Below are 21,679 nucleotides of genomic sequence, written 5' to 3'. Positions count from 1 at the left end.
CGTAGATTTAGGTGTACTACACCAGGAGCCCTTAGCATGACTGACATTTACAGTATGATCGTAAAATTCTTCCAGGATGGTGGTTTTTTCCTTATCCCAATCGGCATAGTGCTGGCTATCGGTATAGTCATCTGCATTGAGCGCTGGGTTTTCTTAAGCGCAGAGAAATTCCGCAACGCCCGAGCTTTTCAAGAGTGGTTACCGCTATTACGCACCACCGATCTTGAAAAAATGCTGCACTTTTCGCGTGAGAGTACGGCGCCAGTTAGCCGTATTATCGGTTGTGGTTTAGATATGATGAAAGTCAGTGATCAGCGTGCTGATATCGAAAACTCAATGAGTGAAGGCATATTAGAAACCTTGCCTCGTTTAGAGCAGCGCACAGGTTATCTTGCGGTATTGGCTAATGTGGCCACACTGCTGGGGCTACTTGGAACGATTATTGGTCTTATTGGTGCGTTTACTGCCGTTGCTAGTGCGGATCCTGCCGAGAAATCTCGCATTCTTTCTGAGTCTATTTCAGTTGCAATGAATACCACTGCCTTTGGTTTGATTGCCGCGATCCCTCTGTTGGTGATGCATGCAATTCTTAAAAACAAAACAGCCAAAATCACCAACGGTTTAGAAATGGCTGCGGTTAAGTTCTTAAATCTAATGACTGTGCATCGCATGATTCAAAGTAATAGCCCGCGTATTGCGGCAGAACCACAAACAGCTATTCCTGCTGATTTACAGAAGTTACGTGATAGTGGTGGCGATGCGGCCGATGTGGCTAGCGATGCGGTAATGGCTTAAGCGAGGCTCTTCCCATGGCTTTAAAAAAACCAGCCCGGGCCGAGGATGACGCCGAGCTTGATGTGACCGCCTTTCTCAATCTGATGATTGTGTTAGTGCCGGTATTACTATTGAGTATGAGCTTTGCAAATGTGACAGTACTTGAGTTGCGCCTACCAGAGTTAACTGGGGGCTACAGCGAAAGCACCACGGCACAAAGTAAGCTTGAAGTTGTTGTTCAGCCTGAGGGTATTAATGTGTACTTTCCGGAAAAAAGATTGATCAAACAGATCAGTGCTATTCAGGAAGGTGAGCAGCTTAGTTACGATTATGACGAGTTATCGTTAGTGATGCAGGCTATTAAGCAAGAGCACCCAGATAAACGCGACATTGTTATTAAGCTTGCTAAAGATACCGATTACCAAAATATTGTGCAGGTAATGGGCGCTGTGACCAGCTTTAAGAGTGTGGTGGTTAGCTCATTGGTCGAGCTTGAGCTGTTTCCAGAAATATCACTGGGAGATGCCACATGATCGGTCAAAGTTTATTAATGAGGCGCGGTAAAGATGAGCTTGTCGCCAAGCTTAGCCTTATTTCCTTGATGGATATCTTTACTATTTTGGTGTTTTTCTTGATGCTGAATTCAGGCGAAACACAAAATATCGAAGTGATGAAGGTAGTGGATTTACCTGACTCTTCGGCAGGTAAAAGCCCGCACACTGATTTAATGCTGTTTGTAAGTGAAGATCACTTGATCTTTGATAAAACAGAAATAGCTGAAGTGAGCGAGATTCTCAAAGATCCGAAAAAGCCGATTGAGGCTTTAATTACTGTGCTGCAAGAGCAGAAGCTGGTGATGGGTGAAGACGAGGTGGCTCTGCAAGAGAAGATTGGTCATGCGATCACGATTCAAGCTGATAAACATGTTGATTATGAGCTACTAAAAATTGTGATGGAAACCTGTCAGACTGAGAATTTCCGCAATATTTCATTAGCCGTGAACCGAGTTCAAGATATTCCTCTTGGAAGCCCTGCCGCTGCTGAGGCTTTGAGTGCAGATTTGGCTTTGGATTTTGTTCCTAATAAGGGAGGAGAGGGCTAATGAGTACGATACCTATGCCTGCAAGCCCTTATGAGCCAATGGCTCTGGAGCTTGAGCTACCTTGGGTAGCTGACGAGGAACGCGAGCGTAAATTAAAACGCAATATTCAGCGTACCTGTGCAGCGGTTGTATTAGTTTTTACCGTTTTTCAGTTTCTGCCTATTTTTTCCGAGCCGGAACCTACAGAAACCGTGGTGAAAACGGTACTGATACTGGAGCCGAAAGAGATTCCGACACCTGAACCTGAGCCCGAGCCTGAAATAGAGCAGCCCAAGCAAAAACCTGTGCAAAAATTAGCAACGCGCAGTAAGGCCGCTCCGGGTAAAAAACAGCAAGACAAGCCGAGTGTTATTGAATCTCAAGGGCTTGATACCTTAAGTAGTTCACTGGCCTCATTGAGCTCAGCTGTAGATCTGCAAAAAATGCGTAAGAAAAACGTCAGTAGCTCGGTTAATGGCACCAAAGCGCAAAGTGCGAGCTCTCGCCTAGGGGCTGATAGTGTTACTAAGCGTAGTGGTGGTGTCATCATTGATGAAAAAACCATGCGTAACAACGCAGCTCAGCTTAGCTCTCATCAGGCGACCTCGGTGGATGGCTTGGATTTAAGTTCGGGTTTAGTTAGTTCGAGTGATAACTATGGCGAGCTTCGCAGTGGCATGCGCGATATGGAAAGTGTGCGTCGAGCTTTAGAGGCAGCTAAAAGTCGAGTTTATGCTCACTATCAGCGTGCTTTAAGTGAAAACCCAGATCTTGCTGGTAAGTTTCGCTTTCAGTTAGTGATCGAGCCAAGTGGTGTCATTAGTTCGCTGTCATTGCTATTAAGCGAGCTCGACTTAAGCAGTCTTGAGCAAGATATTCTCTCGCAAATTAAACGTGTTAACTTTGGTGAAGAGGATGTGATTACCACCAAGGTTGAATATACCTTTGTGTTTTTGCCAAGCTGATCAGCTTGTTGATAGGCAGGCCTATAAAGGCCTGCTTTTTCTGTTTTCTTCTCTAGGTAGTACCTTCCCTAATGTGCTGTTCATGTTGCTTGTTTGATTTTTAATCGATTAATGGGGGTCTGCTCACATTTAACTCAAATTGCTTAACCGTTTATCGATCAGAGCCTTTCAGCGGAACTGCATCTCATTATTTTTTTGCTCATGATGGCAAAATTCTCAGTCTAAAGATTTAGTTTTTGTACTGAGACTCTGGACCTCACTATGAACAAGCAAACACGTCGTTATTTATCTCTTATTGGCACCGCAGCTAGCCTTCAGTTGTTAGTCGCTTGTGGTGGCGCGAGCTCAGGCTCTGAAAAAAGCGCAGGCCCTGATGCCAGCCTTAGTGGAGACATTACTTCCGATACTCCTTTGGTGTATGTAAAGCGAGATATTGATTCTGCACAGGAAGCGAACAATAAGTCCTTGAAAACGAGCCTGCAAAATGAAGCTCAATCGATACAGGACAGAAGTTCACCTTATGAGCGTACCGGTGGTGCAAAGTTATTACTTCAGGCCAATGTTGATATCGATGCTGGTGTGAGTGATGTTCTAGCAGGCTACTTTGGTTCTAGTGATTACGACGTTAAAGATTTAAACGTAAGTGCTGATGGCAGCACCTTACTTTTTGCTGCTCACGGTCCAGAGAGCAGTGAAAGCCATTACACGTGGAATATTTATAGTTACGATTTTGCCACTAAAGAGATTCAGCGCATTATTGTTAATGACGGTGTGGCTAACTCAGGGCATGACACCGCTCCAGCTTTTGCGGCTAATGGCACCATTGTATTTTCTTCTGACCGCGCAGCTGGCAACCCCGATAGTGAGATCGATCGTTTTGTTGCAGAAAATGATAACTGTGTGAAAGTTGGCCCGCCTCAGCGTCCGTCTCTACTTCATAAGATGCATGTAAATGGCGATAACATTGTTCAGCTCACCTTTGGCAATAATCACGACTTGACAACCACTTCGCTTAAAAATGGAGAGGTTGCGTTTGTGCGTTGGTCGCAGTCTTACGAAGTACTCGAAGAGTGTAATGGCGTGCGAGCAAAGTCTGTGCTTTCTAAAGCCGGTGATGCTCTTTTTGCAGAGACCATTGAACCAGCTCTTATGTCTTCGGCTTCAATGCCTGCAGGTATTCAAACTCCGACAACCTGGGATTCTGAGCAAATTTGTAATTACACCATTAGTACTCCTATTGGTGCGGCTCTAGCTAAAAATAATTACACTGTATTACGTATTAACCCTGAAACAGGGCAGCTAGATCAGCTCTATGAAACCGTAAGTTTGAATGCCAGTGATGCAGGCTTTATTGCTATCGATAAGCTTGTACAAGCAGAAAATGGTCATCTACTTGGTTTGTTGCGTCACAAGTTTAGTGATCAGCAAGGCGGTAATATTCTAGAGTTTCATGCTCCTGGTACAGGCAGCAGCGAATATATTTTTAATGAGTTAGCACCGGAAGCCTTCATTGATGGCAGTGTGAATTTGTACCCTGGTCAGTTAAGCGATCCAGGCTGGTACAGTGCCGTTTGGCCTTATCGTGACGGCTCGAGCCGAACAGTGGTAAGTTGGTCGAGCTGTACCTTAAATGATGATGGCATTAGCCGTTTCTGTAATATGGGTGGCGAAGCCGGTGATGTAGAAAGTAAATACGGTTTATGGGTTTATGACGCTGAAACTGACAGTCAATTGCCTTTAGTGCCAGCAAGTAAAAACACCGTATTTAGTGACTTAGCGATTAGTCGTCCTCATAACGGTGCCCCTTGGCCTTATCGTCCTTTTAAGCTGGGTTATGTTGATAATGATGAAGGCAGTTCATTAATTTGCCGTAACCCAGGCGTTGACCCCAGTCCAGAGCCTAGCTCTATGCCAAGTGTGATGCCAAGCACGGTTCCGGGCGTCACACCAAGTGTTGCTCCAAGTACCATGCCTAGCCCAGGTACACCTGTTCCTGTTGTAACACCTAGCCCTGTTGTGACTCCGAGCCCTGTTGTGACTCCGAGCCCTGTTGTGACTCCGAGCCCTGTTGTGACTCCGAGCCCTGTTGTGACTCCGAGCCCTGTTGTGACACCTAGCCCGGTTGTAACACCGAGCCCAGTTGTAACACCGAGCCCTGTCGTGACTCCTAGCCCGGTTGTAACACCTAGCCCGGTTGTAACACCTAGCCCAGTTGTAACGCCTAGCCCAGTTGTAACGCCTAGCCCAGTTGTAACGCCTAGCCCAGTTGTAACGCCTAGCCCAGTTGTAACGCCTAGCCCAGTTGTAACGCCTAGCCCGGTTGTAACTCCGAGCCCGGTTGTAACGCCGAGCCCGGTTGTAACTCCGAGCCCGGTTGTAACGCCTAGCCCGGTTGCGAGCCCTTCACCGTCGCCAGAGCCGAATAATGCTCCTGTGGCTGATGCCGGCGATGATCTTAGTGCCGTTGTTCATGAGACGCTTAGTTTGGATGCGAGTGGTAGCTCGGATATTGATGGCGATGTTCTGAGCTATAGTTGGGCTGTTGTTACAACACCAGCTGGAAGCACGGTTCAGCTAAGTGCGACAGATGTGATTCGCCCTACAGTGACCCTAGATGAGGCTGGTACTTATGTATTTTCACTGATTGTTAATGATGGCGAGCTCGATTCACAAATTGATGAAGTCACGGTAACAAGTGCTAATGAAAATCAGCGACCCATTGCTGATGCGGGGGACGATCAGGCTGTTACTTTAAATTCGGAAGTGATGCTTAACGGTTCGAATAGTTATGACCCAGATGGTGATGCCTTGAGTTATCACTGGCAGCTTGTAAATGCACCTTCGGATTCAAACTCTGTACTTGTTGGTGCGGATCTAGCAATGCCGACATTGGCCATAGATGTGCGTGGTAGTTATGTGCTGCAGTTGATGGTGAATGATGGTGAGTTAGATAGTGAGTTAGATACGCTAACGCTTAGTACTTTAAACGTAAAACCCGTCGCTGTTATTGATGATATTGCCGAGGAAGTTGATGTTAGTACTGAGCTCAGCTTTAGTGGTCTAAATAGTTACGATGATGATGGTGACACTCTAAGCTACAGTTGGAGTCTGCTGAGTCAGCCTGACGGTGCAAGCGCTTCTCTTGCTCATGCAACAAGTGCTGAACCCAGTTTGCAGCTAGCGACTGAAGGCGATTATGTTGTACAACTTATTGTCAGTGATGGCCTTGATAATAGTGATGCGGTAACGGTTCGCTTTAGCGCAACCAGCGAGCCTATCGCCTGTAATGTCAGTGATGAAACTACACGTTTGCTTCCTGTTACTTTAAGAGACTTTAAAGCCAGCCATCCTGACTTTGAATATGAAATTGGTTCAGAGAAGGGCATTGTCACCGACATGCTCGGAGCTGATGGTAAGCCTGTCTATGCCAAAGAAGGGCGATATTCAAAGACAACCAATGGTCGTGCTGAATTTGATCAGTGGTATAACACGGTTGAAGGAATCAACATTCCGTTTACCCACAATCTAAGCCTGACACGTGAGCCTGGTTCTAACATTTGGACTTACTCTGACTTCGACTTCTTCCCTCTTAACGGTGAAGGCTGGGGTAATACAGATGGTTACGATAAAAACTTCTTCTTTACTTTAGAAGCGAACATGCAGTTTGATTATAACGGTGGTGAAACCTTTACCTTTGTTGGTGATGATGACCTTTGGGTGTATATCAATGGTCATCGCGTGATTGACTTAGGTGGTGTTCACGGCGCTGAAACGGCAACGGTTACCGTTGATAATGTGGCTGCAGAGTTAGGCCTGGTTATTGGTGAGACCTATAGTTTTGACTTGTTCTTTGCCGAGCGTCATACCACTCGCAGTGAGTTCCAGTTTGAAACCAGTATTAACCTTGAGTGTCTTGAAGAGTAAGTTGTAACTGGATGTAATAAGAGCCCGTACTTAAGCATATTTACTGCTAAGTGCGGGCTTTTTTGTATCTACGCTTCTGATAAGCTAAGGTAGAACTAAAGCCCTTACCGTCATGGTCGAAATACCTATTAAGCAGTTTGATCGCTTAGTGAGTATTTAGCGTAAGAAACTGTAAGCAAAAGCTAAGGTCTATAAAGATATAGGCGCTGGTAAATGGCCTACGATTTGCAGCTTTATGTTTAAGTGGTAAAAGTGATGGTAATTTGGCAAGGACCTGCCGCTTGCAGGTAAAGAGCTTTGTCCAAAAGCCCAAGGAGTGTGTGATGACAGTCCAAGCAGCACAACAAGCTTTATTTCTCAGCGCAAAGGATTTTGACGCTGAGCGTATCTCTTTATTTGGCGCCTTAGATGAAAAACAGCTCAATGAACTGTGCGCCTACCTTCATGTCGAACAACACAAAGCGGGCGACACCATCTTTTCTCAGGGCGAGCCGCCTAGTAGTATTTATGTCTTACTTGATGGTCGTGTGGACTGCGTTTTTGATAGTGAAGAACTGCACACCCTACAAGCAAGCTTAAGTTACGGTGACGTTTTTGGTGAAAGCGCTTTTATTGGCATTCAACCCCAATCTGGTACAGCTAAAGTGACAGCTGCTGCGACTCTCTTAGTGCTTGATCGTGATGCACTTATGGCTTTGCATGATAAAGATTTGGAGCTGTTTGCCTTGCTTATTATGAATATGGCGCGTGAATTGGGTCGAAAATATCAACAAAGCTTACTTGAGTAGCTTCTGTAGTTAGTTTTTGTTGCGGCCTGTCTATTTGTATATCTTTATTTGTTTTGCTTATCTGTATTCATGTTTGTGTATTGGGTCTTGTATAAAGAATCGCGTACACTTGTCTGTGTTTATATTTCGTGCCATTTTTCTAATACCCGTTAGGGCTTTGTTGCTTTAGTGCTTCTTATGCGTTGAAGACTCTTAGTGGGTTAAAGACTCTATGCCCGCTCGACTCAGGATGAATCTGTGAAGCTTACGTTTGTTGTTGCCTTTCTCTTAGCTGTTTTAAATTGCTCTGTATATGCCGAGGAGCAGATTAACCTAAAGACTATTTCTGATATCAGTGAGAATGCTGAACAGATAGAGCAGAGCTTAGAGCTTGAGCGTGACGACCCAGGTCGAAGTCCCTTATCTGCGATGTTGAAATTACGTGCAGCAGCAGTTGAAGGTGATTGGGAGCAAGCGTCCGAATATATTGATATGCGCTATTTGGATAAAGACGTTGCTGCTTTAGGTGGGCCTGAATTGATTCGTCGTTTGGCCCTTGTCTGGAGCCAGCAAAAAATTGTAGATCTTTCTACCATCAGTTCAGAGGAGGAGGGGCATCTCGATGATGATTTACCTAATTACAGAGATTTATTGGGCGTATTAGAAATCAGTAACGGTGAAGTACCCGTTTATATTCAGCGTATTCCCTATGCTGAAGGTGGTAAGGTTTGGCGTATATCCAATGCGAGCTTGCAGAAGGTTCCAGTACTGTGGGATGAATTTGGTTACCCACCTTGGGTTGAGCGTTTAGAGCAGCACCTACCTGCTTTTCAAATTTGGGATATGCACAATTGGCAGTTTGTTGCTCTGGTTTTACTTTGTGTTGTTTTATGGTTTGGTTTGGCCCTTTTAGCTCTGCCGCTAAAATTTGTACGGATAGATGAACTCTACCGTGAGCCTTATGAATATCTTGTACGTTATGGGTTTCGCTACTTTCTATTTTTAAAATTGCTGCAAGAAGGCGTTTCACATTTAGGTTTGTCTTTGCGTGCAAAGGTTTATGTGAACCCATCAGTATTGCATTATTTAGCGATGGTGATGCTTGGCTTGGTTGTTATTGAGCTTGCTGCTTCTATCTACATTCGTAAAGGTGATAAAAATCGTTTCTCTGTTGCGGTAGCTAGACCCTTAGCGACAACGCTGAAATTTGTTTTTGTTTTTGTCTTGGCTTTGGTTTGGCTGAAAGCTGAGGGCTTTAACATTGGTGCCTTACTTGCTGGTTTAGGTATTGGTAGTTTGGCCGTTGCGCTTGCGGCTCAGAAAACCTTAGAGAATGTCTTTGGCGCATTTACGCTCTACGTTGCTCGCCCTATTAAACCAGGTGATTTTTGCCGTTTTGGTACAACTTTGGGGGTGGTAGAAGAAATAGGCTTGCGCTCCACTTTGATTCGTAAGCTGGATCGCACCTTGGTTTATATTCCCAATTCAGAATTTGCCTCCAAGCATGTTGAAAACTACTCCTCTATTGATAGACGGCATTATTACCGCAAGTTAAGGCTGTCATTAAAAGCCAAACCTGAGCAGTTGCGATCTTTATTGGCATCGTTAACTGAGATGATGAAGGCCCATGAGCAAATTCTTGATGATGATTTGCGCATTCGCTTTGAGGATATCAGTGAAGATGCTTATGTTGTTGTCTTAAATGCTTATATCAACGTTGTAAAAATTGATGAAGCCAAAGCCATTACCGAAGATATTAATTTGCAAATATTAGAGGTAATTGCGGAGCACGAGCTGGATCTGGCTTTGCCCGAGCGTCGAATATTGCTCGAAGGAGAAACTGCCAATATAGAGGTTTAATTATTCCTACCAATGCTTGATCGAATCTGGGTAGGTATCTCTGTCTTCCTTGGAGGCGAGTTCGTTACACTCGCCTCGCATTCTTAGTGATGGGCCTTTGCGCACCAAGCTCATAATCCAAAACCCTTCTCTGCAATAGTGGTTTTCTTCGATCTGACGTTCGGCTTCATCTGTCATTTGTGACAGTACTTTTTTATAACGACGCTTAGGGCTTGTGGGCCTGCTCGCCTGTTCTTGCTGTTGCTTTTTAGATTTTTCTTTTGCTTCGGGTGGTAAATAGCGTAATTCAAAGTGTTTTAAACCGGAGTCACTCATTCGGGTTAGAAACTCACTATTTTCACTTAGTTCCTGGCCAAAATTACTGCAGGCGCTGAGGCAGAGTGTGCTTAAGGCCAAAATAAGGCTTGGTTGCTTAAAGTGTTTAGTCTTCATTCTTCTGGAATTCGTATTTATAGCCCGCCCCATAGATTGAGTGGATAAGCTGTAGTTCTGGGGCTGCTTCATTCAGTTTCTTACGCAGTTTTTTAATGTGGCTATCAACCGTTCTGTCGCTCACGATACGATAGTCGTTATAGATGCTGTCCATAATATAGGAGCGAGAAAAAATATGGCCGGGTTTATGAAATAACAAGCTAAATAAAGCCATTTCGACGGCGGTTAGTTGTAGTTCATTCCCCTTTACTACAACGCAGAGGCGTTGCTCTTCCAGTCTAATCTCCTGGGTGTATGGCTCCTCATGTGCCTCTAAGCGCCTAAAAATGGCTTTAATGCGCGCGATCAGTTCTCTAGGGCTATAAGGTTTACATATATAGTCATCGGCGCCAATTTCCAAACCTAACAAGCGATCGACCTCTTCTGTTTTAGCCGTCGCCATTATGATAACTGTGTGCGGGCTGTGTTGCTGGAGCTCGCGGCAGAGTGTTAAACCATCTTTACCCGGTAGCATAAGGTCGAGAATGGCTAAATCTGCTTGGTGCTCTTCAAACCATTGTGAAGCGATGGCCCCATCATTAAGCACCGAGCAGCTAAAGCCAGCTGCTTCGCAATAAGATTTAATGATGTCGGCAAGGGTGCTTTCATCTTCAACAATAACAATGTGCTTGCTCATTTTATCTTGCTCATTTGTTGCGGATCAGCTTGGTAATTTAATTAAGATGGCTAAGCCTCCAAGCGAGCTCGCTTGTGCTTCGATACTGCCACCATGGTTTTCTATGATGGTTTTACAGAGTGCAAGGCCAAGGCCGGCACCTCCACTAGCTCGGCTTCGAGACTTTTCTACGCGGTGCATACGTTCGAATATTTTCTGTAGCTCGTGCTTGCTGACGCCGGGGCTGCTATCTTCACAGAGAAGTTCTATGTGGTCGTGCTGTCTTTTTAACGTCCACTGTATGTGGCCCGGCGCATCGCTGTAACTGAGGCTATTACTAACAAGGTTATTGAGTACTTGCTCGAAGCGCTGGGCGTCGATGTTACAGCTTAAAGGCTCGTTGTCTGTCAGTAGGCGAAATTCAAAACCCTGTTGGCTGCAGCGCGAAGCTTGGCTTTGTTTGAAGTCTTGTAAAAGCACGTCGATATCCACACGTTCACGTCTTAAACTAAGTGCTTGAGCGTCGCCTAGAGCAAGAGTGAAGATGTCATCGATCAGTTGCTGCATCTGTTTGATTTGTTTATTCAACACACCTAGGTTGTCGCTGTCACTAGGGCGCACGCCGTCAATCATTGCTTCAATTTGAGCTTTGAGAACTGACACAGGAGTGCGCAGTTCGTGGCTGATATCTGCAAACCATCGCCGCCTCAGCTCTTCGCTTTGTTCCAGCTGCTCTACCATGCTGTTAAAGCTAGTGCATAGGGTGCCGAGCTCATCGCTGCTTTGATAGTTCAGGCGAACACTGAAATTCCCTTGCCCAACTTCTTGAGCTTTGACTTTGATTGCTTTGAGAGGCTTCGTGAGCCAGCGAGCAATGAGGGCGGCAATTAAGGCGGCGGCAAGGGTAAGGCCTAGGCTGGCCCAGAGAAAAAAGTGTAATTGCTTAAGCAAAAAGCGTTGCCCGCTTTTACGTAAGATGGTTTTGGGGGGCTCGTAACTGATCCAGCCCACTATTTTATTCTGCGACTCAACGGCTAGCCATTGAATGTCGTCGGCTGGCTTGGTATTGCCGCTAATATACTGCCGCTCGCTGTTATAAAGGGTGAGGCTGCGCGCAAACGCTTGCTGGTTCTTTTCTATGTGAGGTTCACGCCGTTCGGGTGGTTTGGCCTTGTGGGGCTTTTTATCGTGGGGCCTAGGTTTGGGTGGCCTATGAGGAGGCGCTAGGTTTAAGCTGCGGCCAACGACTTTTTGCCACAGCGGAGGTTTGTGCTTAAAGGGGGCAAAGGAGCCGCGCTGTTCGTAGATTTCAGCAAGTCGATTACTAAGGCTTGGCAGTTGTTCGGCAGCAGCCTGTTGGCTGTAGTGAATAAAGCGTTTTTTTAACTGTAAAAAATTAACGCTAAGCAGTATTGCTAACAAGGCAATAAGAGGGATGGCAATGGCAAGCCATAGCTTAAAATGGATGCTGTTGAACTTGAACACGTAGCGGGCTCTTATGGATGTTGTGCCCAAGGTAGCCGTTTTTCTTAACTTTACGCAAGGCTTAAGCGTTAGCTTGCGCAAAGTTTCCTTATTCGGCTGAGGCCTGCTTGGCCTAGCGGATATTAGAGGTCTTGATATTGCTTTTGTTTGATTCTCGGTACATCAGCGCAACCTTGCCAATTTCTTGAACAATTTCAGCGCCGGCCTTACTGGCGGCCTCTGCACAAATGGTTTTTCGAGCCTCTCTATCGCCAATGGCGAGCTTTACTTTGACGAGTTCGTGGTCTGTTAAAGCGCGATCAAGTTCGTTTTGAACACCTTCACTTAAACCGTTTTCAGAGATGGTGACGACAGGTTTAAGGTCGTGGCCGATGTTGCGATAGCTTTTTATGGTGTCACGAGATAGAGGCACAGGCTTTTCCAGAAGTTATAGGTGGCGAAATATGCTATTTTAAGCCTTTAGTGTTTTTTGATCCATGCCTGATGTATAGAGGCTAGCTAGTTAATGTCCAAATCGAGTAAATCTAAGAGTTCAAATCGCTGGATGCAGGAGCATTTTAGCGATCAGTATGTCAAACAAAGCCAGAAAGATGGTTATCGCTCACGTGCGAGTTATAAGTTACTTGAGTTAAACGATAAGGATCGTTTGTTTCGCCCTGGTATGTCGGTTGTTGACTTGGGGGCGGCACCGGGCGGCTGGTCACAAGTTGCAGCGAAGCTGGCGGGCCATAAAGGTTCTGTGATCGCATCAGATATATTGCCTATGGATTCTCTCGCGGGAGTTGAGTTTGTACAGGGCGACTTCACTGAAGAAGTGGTCTACGAGCGTTTGTTAGACGTATTAGGTGATAATAAATGTGACCTTGTAATTTCAGATATGGCCCCCAATATGAGTGGAGTAAGTGCTGTTGATCAGCCCGCTTCAATGTATTTGGTGGAGTTGGCCTTAGATTTTGCTGTGCGAACCCTAGCGCCAAAGGGCGGTTTTGCTTGTAAAGTTTTTCAGGGAGAGGGCTTTGATGATTATGTTAAAGCTTGTCGCGAGAGCTTTGCGACCGTACTTATTCGAAAGCCAGATTCATCTCGAGCGCGTTCACGCGAGGTGTATGTGGTTGCAAAGGGCTTTAAAGGTTAAGGCAAAGTAGGCGATTCGTCTTTCTTTGAGTACAACGTATACTTACTATGGCACGCTAAGGTGTATTAGTAGTAACAAATTAAATGGTTGGTCCCAAGAGGGCCTCAGGTAAAGAAGAAATATGGCTAAGAATTTGATGCTCTGGATGGTGATAGCCACTATCTTGTTCATGGTTTTTCAGAACTTTAACGAGCCCAAAGCTAAGTTCCAGATGAGCTATAGCGAGTTCATCGAACAAGTTGAGCAAGGCCGAGTAAGCCGTGTTGACGTCGACGACCGAGTCATTCGTGTGACCGCTGATGGTGGTGAAGACTTCTCTGTTGTTAGGCCTCAGATAACGGATCTAGATCTGATGCCTTTGTTGCTTGATAACAAGGTCGAGATTGTTAGCAAGGAACCTGAGCAAAGCAGCTTGTGGCAGCAGCTCTTAGTCGCCAGCTTTCCTATTCTTCTTTTTATTGCTGTGTTTGTCTTTTTTATGCGCCAGATGCAAGGTGGCGCTGGTGGTAAAGGCGGCCCTATGAGCTTTGCTAAAAGTAAGGCGCGCATGTTGGGCGAAGATCAGGTTAAAACGACCTTTGCCGATGTTGCTGGTGTCGACGAAGCCAAAGAAGATGTACAAGAGTTGGTTGAATTCTTAAAAGACCCTTCCCGCTTTCAGCGTTTAGGTGGACAGATTCCTCGTGGTGTCTTGATGGCAGGGCCTCCAGGTACGGGTAAAACCTTGCTTGCTAAAGCCATTGCTGGTGAGGCTAAAGTTCCTTTCTTTAGTATCTCGGGTTCCGACTTTGTTGAAATGTTTGTTGGTGTGGGTGCTTCACGTGTGCGTGATATGTTTGATCAGGCTAAAAAGCACAGCCCTTGTATTATCTTTATTGATGAAATCGATGCAGTAGGTCGTCATCGTGGTGGCGGTCATGGTGGTGGTCACGACGAGCGCGAGCAAACGCTAAACCAGTTGCTTGTTGAGATGGATGGTTTTGAAGGTAGTGAAGGTGTGATTGTCATCGCTGCCACTAACCGCCCTGATGTGCTTGATAAAGCCTTATTACGCCCTGGGCGTTTTGATAGGCAGGTATTTGTTGGCTTACCAGATATTCGTGGTCGTGAGCAGATCCTTAAAGTTCATATGCGTAAAGTACCTGCAGATGACAATGTTGAAGAGTCGATTATTGCGCGTGGTACACCCGGCTTTAGTGGTGCGGATTTGGCGAACTTGGTGAATGAGGCAGCTCTTTTTGCTGCTCGTTCGAATAAGCGCTTGGTTGGCATGGAAGAGTTCGAGCGCGCTCGTGACAAAATCTTGATGGGTGCAGAGCGCAAATCAATGGTGATGAACGAGAAGGAAAAAGAAAATACGGCCTATCATGAAGCGGGCCACGCCATTGTGGGTTATCTAGTGCCAGAGCATGATCCCGTGCATAAAGTCAGTATTATTCCGCGCGGTCGCGCTTTGGGTGTTACTCAGTACCTGCCAGAAGAAGATAAGCACAGCCACAGCAAGCGTGCTTTGGAGTCTATGCTTTGCTCTTTATTTGGTGGTCGTATTGCCGAAGAAATGACACTTGGCGTTGATGGTGTCACCACCGGTGCTTCAAATGACATTGAGCGTGCTAGCCAGTTGGCTCGTAACATGGTCACTAAGTGGGGGTTAAGCGAGAAGCTTGGGCCTGTTCACTATGGTGAAGATGAGGGGGCTTACCCAGGTACAGGTACTCAGCAATATGGTGGCGAGACAGCCAAGCTGATTGATGATGAAGCGCGTCGTTTAATCGATGAGACTTATAAGCGTTCAGAAGAGATTCTTGCGGCCAATAGAGATATTCTCGAGGCGATGAAAGACGCCCTTATGGAGTATGAAACCATCGACAGCGATCAGGTTGAAGACTTGATGCAGCGCCGTAAGGTTCGCCCGCCGCGTGATTGGGGTGAAGGCCAGTGGGGAGGTTCTAATGATGCCGCTCCTAGTGCTGAGGCGGCAAATGCTGAAGATGAAAAGCCCGTCGGTGGGCCCGCAGAAGAAAAATAAATAATGTAGGTAAGGCCAGCCTTTGCGCTGGCCTTTTAGTTTTTCATGTCTAATTTAATTCAGTCGGCATTTTTTTCGCGCCCTAGGATTATGGCGGTTTTAAATGTCACTCCAGACTCTTTTTTTGATGGTGGTCGCCTTTACGGTTCAAGCGCTTCGGGCTTGGATCTAGATGCCGTATTAATGAAAGTTGAGGCCTTGCTAGAAGATGGGGCTGATATTATTGATGTTGGTGGCGAGTCAACTCGTCCAGGTGCGGCCCCAGTTAGTGAAGAAGAAGAGCACGAGCGTGTGCTGCCGGTCGTAAGGGCCATTGTTGAACGCTTTTCGGTGCCTGTTTCTGTTGATACAAGTACTGCTTCTGTTATGGCGGCTGCGGCACAAGAAGGCGCCGCATTAATAAATGATGTGCGAGCCTTGCAGCGCCCAGGCGCAATGGCTGCGGCTGTCGAAAGTGCTCTGCCTGTCTGTCTGATGCATATGCAGGGACAGCCTTCTAGCATGCAAGAGGCTCCTGTTTATGAGGATGTGGTCAGCGAGGTGTTGGCATGGTTCGACAAGCGAATTGAGCTTTGTGTTAATCAAGGCCTGAAAAAGCAAAATATTATTCTTGATCCGGGTATTGGCTTTGGCAAGCTGGATGAGCATAATCTCGCCCTTTTAAAAGCAACGGACCAGTTTGTTGCGAAGGGGCACCCCGTATTAATCGGTGTTTCAAGAAAGTCGCTGCTAGGTCGTTTATTGGGCCGGGAGCTTGATCAGCGTCTCGCTGGTTCTTTGGCGCTTGCCTACGACGCATTGAGTCGAGGTGCGACAATTTTACGAGTTCATGATGTTGCTGAAACAGCCGATATCAGAGCGATATATGAATTTTTACGCTGAATTGTTGTTCGGCGCATAGGCAGGACTTATGTCTAGAAAGTATTTTGGCACGGATGGAATTCGTGGTCGTGTTGGTGATGAGCATGTTAACCCGCAGTTTTTGCTTCAGCTTGGCTGGGCGGTGGGCAAGGTGCTTGGTCATCATGGCTCACATAAACCCGGCGCTGTGTTTATAGGTAAAGATACTCGCATTAGTGGTTATATGTTTGAGTCCGCCTTAGAGGCAGGTTTGATTGCTGCCGGTGTTGATGTTGGTTTACTTGGTCCTATGCCAACACCGGCCATTGCATATTTGACAAGAACCTTCCAGGCTAAGGCCGGCATTGTTATTAGCGCATCGCATAACCCGTTTACCGATAACGGCATTAAGATTTTTAATGGCAGTGGCACTAAATTGGCCGACGAGTTGGAATTAGCTATTGAGCATCAGCTTGATCAGCCAATGGTTATGAGTTCTGCGTTAGGTAAGGCTCGACGTATTGATGATGCTGAAGGGCGTTATGTTGAGTTTTGTAAGGGCTCTCTACCTTGGGGTTTTAACCTTGAAGGTATGAATATCGTCTTGGATTGCGCCAATGGTGCAACTTACAGCATTGCCCCTAAGGTGTTTACTGAGCTGGGGGCTCAAGTCACAGTTATAGGTAATAAACCTGACGGACTTAACATTAACTTCGAGTGCGGCTCGACTCACCTTGAGGCCTTGAGTAAAACGGTCATAGAGAAAGGGGCTGACTTAGGTATTGCATTTGATGGAGATGGTGATCGCGTCTTATTTGTTGACCACCTAGGTCGTGAAGTTGATGGTGATCAACTCCTCTATATTATTGCTAGTTATCGTCAGCAGGGCGATCAAGGTTGTGAGGGCGTTGTCGGAACATTGATGACCAATTATGGTTTTGAGCTTGCTATGCGAGACTTAGGTATTGGTTTTGAGCGAGCGAATGTTGGTGATCGTTATGTCATTGAGCGCATGGCGCAAACAGGTTGGTTGATCGGTGGGGAAAGCTCTGGTCATATCGTCTGTAATGACGTAACCACCACCGGTGACGGTATTATTGCTGCGTTGCAGGTGCTTAATTCGTTGCGTGGCCGAGATATCAGCATGGCGGATGCTTGTGCTGAGCTTAGTATGTTCCCTCAGTGCATGATCAATGTGCCCGTTGTTAACCGTGTAGACCTCAGTAAGAATGAGCCTGTTTGCAGTGCAATTAGTGCTGTAGAAAAAGCCATGGCTGGGCGCGGCCGAGTGTTATTGCGTCCTTCGGGTACTGAGCCCGTTATTCGAGTTATGGTCGAAGGTGAAAACATTGATCAGGTCAATCAGCTCTGTGAAGAATTGGCCGAAGTGGTTGCTAAGGCACTTGCTTGATCGTTTTAATTGGCGCTTGTAAGTAATAAGCGCTTCCCCTACAATTGCCGCCCGCTTGAGCATGGGTGTGCCCATGAAGAGAAAAAGGAGCTGTAATGCGTCGTCCTACAGTTGTTGGAAACTGGAAAATGAATGCCAGCTTTGCCCAGACTACTGAGTTGTTAGCAGGTTTGAGTGAAGGTTGGTCTGGAGTTCACAAGGCCGAGGTAGCGGTTTGTCCTCCTTACCCTTATCTTGCCAAAACGGCAGAGTTGCTTGAGCAAAGTAACATTGTTTTTGGTTCTCAGGATGTAAGTCAGCATGAGAGCGGTGCTTATACCGGTCAGGTAAGTGCTGATATGTTGCTGGACCTAGGTTGCAAATATGCAATTGTTGGTCACAGTGAGCGTCGCGAATACCAGGGTGAAAGCTCTGAGTTAGTAGCGGAAAAATTTGAAGCGGCCATTAATAAAGGTCTTACTCCGATTCTTTGTGTTGGTGAAACGCAAGCAGAGCGTGAGTCAGAGCTTACTTTTGATGTGGTTGGTCAGCAGCTACGAGCGGTTATTGATCGCTGTGGTTTAGAGGGTGTTGCCAAAGGTGTTGTTGCTTATGAGCCTGTATGGGCCATTGGTACTGGACTTTCAGCAACGCCAGAAATGGCGCAAGATGTTCACGCATATATTCGTGAGGTGCTTGGGCCTGAAGGTGAGCAAACCGCTATTCTATACGGCGGTAGTGTAAAGCCAGATACGGCGGCGGCACTTTTTGCTCAGCAAGACATTGATGGCGCATTGGTAGGCGGAGCTTCGTTAAAAGTAGAAGACTTCTTAGCCATTTGCCGTGCGGCTGACTAAAAGCTATTGGTAGAGACTGATGGAAAATTTGATATTACTTGCACATTTACTGGTTGCCCTAATCATCATCGGTTTGATTTTGATGCAGCAAGGTAAGGGTGCAGAAATGGGTGCCTCTTTTGGTACCGGTGCTTCGCAAACCTTATTTGGTGCTACAGGCACAGGTAATTTCTTTGCAAAACTTACTGCTATTTTTGCATTTGTCTTTTTTGTTACGAGCTTTAGCTTGGCAATTATTGCTAAAAAACAAAGCTCAATTAGTGATGAAATTAATCTACCTGCTCTGCAGGAAGCTGATGTTCCAGTACTCGAAGTTGAAACTGCTCCGGCAAACGACGTTCCAGTGCTCGAAGTTGAAGAAGTTCCTGCTCCGGCTCAATAGTTGTAGTGCAGAATATTAATAGTCGCTTCGGCGGCTATTATACCCCTTTGTCCAAGTGGTGAATGGGTAGATGAGGTGCAGGATGCACAAGTGTCACGGAAGCAGGATGCAGAGAGTGACAACGCCTAGCGTGTCGGGACCCCCTCCGTGCGCATAATAAGCGAAAAATATCTAGGTTTTTGCCCAAGTGGTGGAATTGGTAGACACGCTATCTTGAGGGGGTAGTGGCGCAAGCCGTGCCGGTTCAAGTCCGGCCTTGGGCACCAAATAAAAAGGCTCTTCACGTAAGTGAGGGGCCTTTTTTCGTTGTTGCTGGTCGAGCTCTTTGCATAAAGGTCGGACTTGTCTCCGGGGTGGTTTGAGGCTTCCTGTTTCTCGATTATGCCTCTCGCTCCTATGGGCGCGCGCAGGCTCTTGTACCCATGATCGCTTTCCTGTGTTTTTGTGGGCGCCCTCATAAAAAGGTTCTTTATGTAGGTGGGCGGGCTTGGTTCTGTGGGGCGGTTCTCTGTGCGGGGGTATGGTTTGCTGTCTCGCTCACTTTGCTTGTTTTTGTTTTTGAATTTGGTTCTCGGTTTTTATGTTGCGCTACTATCTAGGCTTTGTGTTTGGTTTAAGTGCCTCTGCTTGTCTGCTTTTAAGGCCCTTAAAAATCTAATTTCATTCTTATTGAAATAAAAACCAAATAAGGCTTGACCGCTATGGGGCCTCTCCCTATAATGCGCGCCTCGCTTGAGACATGTCTCTCGCGACGTTGGTGCGGGGTGGAGCAGCCTGGTAGCTCGTCGGGCTCATAACCCGAAGGTCGTTGGTTCAAATCCAGCCCCCGCTACCAATTTTTTTGCAAGCTATATGGATAGTAGCTCGCAACTGGCTAAAGTTATTTTTATTAGTCAGGTAGCCCAGAATGGATCGCTGCGAAAAAAAGCGCATTATGAGCGCGGCGAAAAACCCCTATATGGGGTTTTTTTGTACCTGTTTGAAATGTAACCAGCGAATTTCTGTATTAGAATGAAGTGCTTTTTGTTAATACAGCGCTTCGAAGAATCTCTAATGGGCGCTTAGCCCATTTTTTGTTTGTCATATATGCATATGAGTTCAATACAAACTGAACTAGAAACACTGATAGAGCCAGTCGCTGAAGCGCTTGGCTGTGAACTGTGGGGTTTGGAATACCAAAGCCACGGCAAGCAGATTATGCTTCGCATTTATATCGATAAAGAAGGCGGTATAGGTTTGAAGGACTGCGAGTCAGTCAGTCGCCAAGTAAGTGCCGTTCTTGATGTCGAAGACCCTATTACTGGAGAATATACTTTAGAGGTATCTTCTCCAGGCACAGATAGACCCCTTTATAAATTAAAGCATTTTGAAAAATATGCTGGTGCAAAAGTACGTTTACGATTGCGCATTGCATTTGAGGGGCAGAGAAAATTTTCCGGCCTGCTTAAAGGCGTCGAGGGAGATGAGGTTGTGCTTCAGGTTGATAAGGAAGAATACATTCTTCCTTATGAATTAATTGATAAAGCCAACGTTGTCCCCACTTTTGAGGATTAGAGGAAGCTCGATGAAAAAAGAAATTCTGTTGGTCGCAGACGCTGTATCCAACGAGAAAGGTGTAGACCGAGAAATTATTTTTGAAGCGATTGAGCTTGCCTTAGCTACGGCAGCCAAAAAGCGCTACGAAGAAGAAAGTAATATTGAAGTCACGATTGATCGCGATACTGGTGATTATGAAACCGTGCGTACCTGGGAAGTGGTTGCCGATGACGTACTGGCTGAATTGGGTACGCAGCTGACAACTGAAGAAGCTGCCGAAGCTGATTCAAACTTAAAGATTGGTGACATTCATAGCGAAGTGATTGAAAACGAAGACTTTGGTCGTATTGCAGCGCAAACGGCCAAGCAAGTAATCGTACAAAAGGTTCGTGAAGCAGAGCGTGCGCAAGTTGTCGAAGAGTATCGTGGACGCCTAGGTGAAATTCTTGCTGGCTCAGTTAAGAAAGTGACCCGCGACAATATTATTGTTGATCTTGGTGGTAATGCAGAAGGTCTACTTCCTCGCGACCAGTTAGTTGGACGTGAAGTGTTTCGCATGAATGATCGAGTTCGCGCAGTACTTAACGAAGTTAGCCCAGAAGCACGTGGTCCACAGTTGTTTTTAAGTCGCGCTGTTCCTGCAATGTTGGTCGAGCTATTTAAAATTGAAGTGCCTGAGATTTCAGAAGAAGTTATCTCCCTTAAAGGTGCAGCTCGTGACCCAGGCTCACGAGCAAAGATTGCAGTATCAACAAATGATGGTCGCATCGATCCTGTTGGTGCTTGTGTTGGTATGCGTGGTGCACGTGTACAGGCAGTTTCAAATGAGCTTGGTAATGAGCGTATCGATATTGTGCTTTGGGACGATAACCCTGCGCAATTTGTTATTAACTCAATGGCTCCTGCTGAAATTGAATCCATCGTTATGGATGAAGAGACCGGCGCTATGGATATTGCTGTTCAGCAAGATAACTTAGCGCAAGCAATTGGTCGCGGTGGTCAAAACGTACGTTTGGCTTCTGAGCTTACCGGTTGGAACATCAACGTCATGAGCGTTGATGCTTGGGAAGAAAAGCAGCAAGCAGAAAGTGGCGACTTAATGAGCACCTTTATGGATGCGCTTGATATCGATGAAGACGTTGCAGGCGTTCTTGTTGATGAAGGCTTTGCATCTCTTGAAGAGGTGGCTTATGTGCCAATGGAAGAATTCTTAGCCATTGACGGCTTTGATGAAGATATCGCTGAAGAATTGCGTAACAGGGCTAAAGACGCCCTCTTAACTCAAGCTTTAGCAACTGAAGAGCAGGCAGAAGGCGGGCAGCCGGCTGAAGACCTGCTTACTATGGAAGGCATGGACGAGCCTTTAGCTTTTGCTTTAGCGGCAAAAGCGATCTGCACAATGGAAGATCTAGCAGAGCAGAGTGTCGACGAGTTAATGGAGATCGACGGCATGACTGAAGAGCGCGCATCGACACTGATTATGAAAGCGCGCGAGCCGTGGTTTGCGTAAGTTTATGTAAACAAACGCCCTTTAACCGAATAAAACCAGAGTAGGTAAGAAAGAATT

At 46.1% G+C, this 21,679-nt stretch carries 19 protein-coding genes and 2 tRNA genes; 17 read left to right on the top strand and 4 right to left on the bottom strand.

What is annotated here, in order from left to right; all coding sequences use genetic code 11:
* The first annotated feature begins 36 nt into the window (after window positions 1–36).
* From AB1S55_RS01405 to AB1S55_RS01375, 7 genes are all read left to right on the top strand, one after another.
* On the top strand, window positions 37–795 hold the full coding sequence (locus AB1S55_RS01405) for a MotA/TolQ/ExbB proton channel family protein (RefSeq protein ID WP_370979989.1): 759 nt from the start codon (window positions 37–39) through the stop codon (window positions 793–795).
* A gap of 14 nt (window positions 796–809) precedes the next feature.
* On the top strand, window positions 810–1,307 hold the full coding sequence (locus tag AB1S55_RS01400) for an ExbD/TolR family protein (protein WP_370979988.1): 498 nt from the start codon (window positions 810–812) through the stop codon (window positions 1,305–1,307).
* A complete protein-coding gene (locus tag AB1S55_RS01395) occupies window positions 1,304–1,876 on the top strand; it encodes an ExbD/TolR family protein (RefSeq protein ID WP_370979987.1) in 573 nt (190 codons plus the stop codon). Before AB1S55_RS01400 ends, AB1S55_RS01395 begins: the two co-directional genes overlap by 4 nt.
* On the top strand, window positions 1,876–2,820 hold the full coding sequence (locus AB1S55_RS01390; RefSeq protein WP_370979986.1) for an AgmX/PglI C-terminal domain-containing protein: 945 nt from the start codon (window positions 1,876–1,878) through the stop codon (window positions 2,818–2,820). The genes AB1S55_RS01395 and AB1S55_RS01390 overlap by 1 nt, the downstream gene beginning before the upstream one ends.
* Before the next feature lie 261 nt (window positions 2,821–3,081).
* Window positions 3,082–6,744: a fibro-slime domain-containing protein gene (locus AB1S55_RS01385; protein ID WP_370979985.1), complete on the top strand. Its 3,663-nt coding sequence runs from the start codon at window positions 3,082–3,084 to the stop codon at window positions 6,742–6,744.
* Between the two features lie 323 nt (window positions 6,745–7,067).
* Entirely contained in the window at window positions 7,068–7,532 is a 465-nt protein-coding gene (locus tag AB1S55_RS01380; RefSeq protein ID WP_370979984.1) for a cyclic nucleotide-binding domain-containing protein, read from the top strand.
* A 237-nt stretch (window positions 7,533–7,769) separates the two neighbouring features.
* A complete protein-coding gene (locus tag AB1S55_RS01375; protein ID WP_370979983.1) occupies window positions 7,770–9,371 on the top strand; it encodes a mechanosensitive ion channel family protein in 1,602 nt (533 codons plus the stop codon).
* Window positions 9,372–9,377: 6 nt separating this feature from the next.
* Here the strand turns inward: AB1S55_RS01375 and AB1S55_RS01370 are convergent, their stop codons facing one another.
* The 4 genes from AB1S55_RS01370 to AB1S55_RS01355 form a co-directional block, all read right to left on the bottom strand.
* Window positions 9,378–9,803, bottom strand: a complete 426-nt coding sequence (locus AB1S55_RS01370) for a hypothetical protein (protein WP_370979982.1) — start codon at window positions 9,801–9,803, stop codon at window positions 9,378–9,380.
* Entirely contained in the window at window positions 9,793–10,479 is a 687-nt protein-coding gene (locus AB1S55_RS01365) for a response regulator (protein ID WP_370979981.1), read from the bottom strand. Before AB1S55_RS01365 ends, AB1S55_RS01370 begins: the two co-directional genes overlap by 11 nt.
* 24 nt (window positions 10,480–10,503) lie before the next feature.
* On the bottom strand, window positions 10,504–11,943 hold the full coding sequence (locus tag AB1S55_RS01360) for an ATP-binding protein (RefSeq protein ID WP_370979980.1): 1,440 nt from the start codon (window positions 11,941–11,943) through the stop codon (window positions 10,504–10,506).
* A 112-nt stretch (window positions 11,944–12,055) separates the two neighbouring features.
* A complete protein-coding gene (locus tag AB1S55_RS01355; RefSeq protein ID WP_370979979.1) occupies window positions 12,056–12,355 on the bottom strand; it encodes a YhbY family RNA-binding protein in 300 nt (99 codons plus the stop codon).
* 93 nt (window positions 12,356–12,448) lie between these two features.
* Between AB1S55_RS01355 and rlmE the strand changes: the two genes are divergently transcribed.
* The 10 genes from rlmE (at window position 12,449) to nusA (ending at window position 21,622) form a co-directional block, all read left to right on the top strand.
* Window positions 12,449–13,078: a 23S rRNA (uridine(2552)-2'-O)-methyltransferase RlmE gene (gene rlmE / locus AB1S55_RS01350; RefSeq protein WP_370979978.1), complete on the top strand. Its 630-nt coding sequence runs from the start codon at window positions 12,449–12,451 to the stop codon at window positions 13,076–13,078.
* Between the two features lie 121 nt (window positions 13,079–13,199).
* Entirely contained in the window at window positions 13,200–15,107 is a 1,908-nt protein-coding gene (gene ftsH / locus AB1S55_RS01345) for an ATP-dependent zinc metalloprotease FtsH (RefSeq protein ID WP_370979977.1), read from the top strand.
* Window positions 15,108–15,152: 45 nt separating this feature from the next.
* Complete coding sequence (gene folP / locus AB1S55_RS01340) at window positions 15,153–15,989, top strand: dihydropteroate synthase (RefSeq protein ID WP_370979976.1); 837 nt, start codon at window positions 15,153–15,155, stop codon at window positions 15,987–15,989.
* A gap of 28 nt (window positions 15,990–16,017) precedes the next feature.
* Window positions 16,018–17,358: a phosphoglucosamine mutase gene (gene glmM, locus AB1S55_RS01335; protein ID WP_370979975.1), complete on the top strand. Its 1,341-nt coding sequence runs from the start codon at window positions 16,018–16,020 to the stop codon at window positions 17,356–17,358.
* A gap of 95 nt (window positions 17,359–17,453) precedes the next feature.
* Window positions 17,454–18,194, top strand: a complete 741-nt coding sequence (tpiA, locus tag AB1S55_RS01330; protein WP_370979974.1) for a triose-phosphate isomerase — start codon at window positions 17,454–17,456, stop codon at window positions 18,192–18,194.
* A 19-nt stretch (window positions 18,195–18,213) separates the two neighbouring features.
* Window positions 18,214–18,576 (top strand): preprotein translocase subunit SecG, encoded by a 363-nt coding sequence (gene secG, locus AB1S55_RS01325; RefSeq protein ID WP_370979973.1) that lies wholly within the window; start codon window positions 18,214–18,216, stop codon window positions 18,574–18,576.
* 181 nt (window positions 18,577–18,757) lie between these two features.
* Window positions 18,758–18,842: transfer RNA gene (locus tag AB1S55_RS01320), tRNA-Leu, on the top strand.
* 492 nt (window positions 18,843–19,334) lie between these two features.
* Window positions 19,335–19,411 (top strand) — tRNA-Met (locus tag AB1S55_RS01315).
* Window positions 19,412–19,668: 257 nt separating this feature from the next.
* Window positions 19,669–20,130, top strand: coding sequence for a ribosome maturation factor RimP (gene rimP, locus AB1S55_RS01310; protein ID WP_370979972.1), 462 nt, complete (start codon window positions 19,669–19,671; stop codon window positions 20,128–20,130).
* Window positions 20,131–20,140: 10 nt separating this feature from the next.
* Window positions 20,141–21,622, top strand: coding sequence for a transcription termination factor NusA (nusA, locus tag AB1S55_RS01305; RefSeq protein ID WP_370979971.1), 1,482 nt, complete (start codon window positions 20,141–20,143; stop codon window positions 21,620–21,622).
* Window positions 21,623–21,679: the final 57 nt, after the last annotated feature.

This window comes from Agaribacterium sp. ZY112 (assembly GCF_041346925.1).
Taxonomy (GTDB): domain Bacteria; phylum Pseudomonadota; class Gammaproteobacteria; order Pseudomonadales; family Cellvibrionaceae; genus Agaribacterium.
This window is presented reverse-complemented; position numbering and strand designations above follow the sequence as displayed.

Bases quoted from the DNA above. Each gene is read 5' to 3' on its own strand.
- AB1S55_RS01370 (WP_370979982.1), bottom strand. From the start codon at position 9,803: ATGAAGACTAAACACTTTAAGCAACCAAGCCTTATTTTGGCCTTAAGC.
- folP (WP_370979976.1), top strand. From the start codon at position 15,153: ATGTCTAATTTAATTCAGTCGGCATTTTTTTCGCGCCCTAGGATTATG.
- AB1S55_RS01400 (WP_370979988.1), top strand. From the start codon at position 810: ATGGCTTTAAAAAAACCAGCCCGGGCCGAGGATGACGCCGAGCTTGAT.
- AB1S55_RS01380 (WP_370979984.1), top strand. From the start codon at position 7,068: ATGACAGTCCAAGCAGCACAACAAGCTTTATTTCTCAGCGCAAAGGAT.
- tpiA (WP_370979974.1), top strand. From the start codon at position 17,454: ATGCGTCGTCCTACAGTTGTTGGAAACTGGAAAATGAATGCCAGCTTT.
- ftsH (WP_370979977.1), top strand. From the start codon at position 13,200: ATGGCTAAGAATTTGATGCTCTGGATGGTGATAGCCACTATCTTGTTC.
- glmM (WP_370979975.1), top strand. From the start codon at position 16,018: ATGTCTAGAAAGTATTTTGGCACGGATGGAATTCGTGGTCGTGTTGGT.
- secG (WP_370979973.1), top strand. From the start codon at position 18,214: ATGGAAAATTTGATATTACTTGCACATTTACTGGTTGCCCTAATCATC.
- AB1S55_RS01365 (WP_370979981.1), bottom strand. From the start codon at position 10,479: ATGAGCAAGCACATTGTTATTGTTGAAGATGAAAGCACCCTTGCCGAC.
- AB1S55_RS01385 (WP_370979985.1), top strand. From the start codon at position 3,082: ATGAACAAGCAAACACGTCGTTATTTATCTCTTATTGGCACCGCAGCT.
- nusA (WP_370979971.1), top strand. From the start codon at position 20,141: ATGAAAAAAGAAATTCTGTTGGTCGCAGACGCTGTATCCAACGAGAAA.
- rimP (WP_370979972.1), top strand. From the start codon at position 19,669: ATGAGTTCAATACAAACTGAACTAGAAACACTGATAGAGCCAGTCGCT.
- rlmE (WP_370979978.1), top strand. From the start codon at position 12,449: ATGTCCAAATCGAGTAAATCTAAGAGTTCAAATCGCTGGATGCAGGAG.
- AB1S55_RS01405 (WP_370979989.1), top strand. From the start codon at position 37: ATGACTGACATTTACAGTATGATCGTAAAATTCTTCCAGGATGGTGGT.
- AB1S55_RS01395 (WP_370979987.1), top strand. From the start codon at position 1,304: ATGATCGGTCAAAGTTTATTAATGAGGCGCGGTAAAGATGAGCTTGTC.
- AB1S55_RS01390 (WP_370979986.1), top strand. From the start codon at position 1,876: ATGAGTACGATACCTATGCCTGCAAGCCCTTATGAGCCAATGGCTCTG.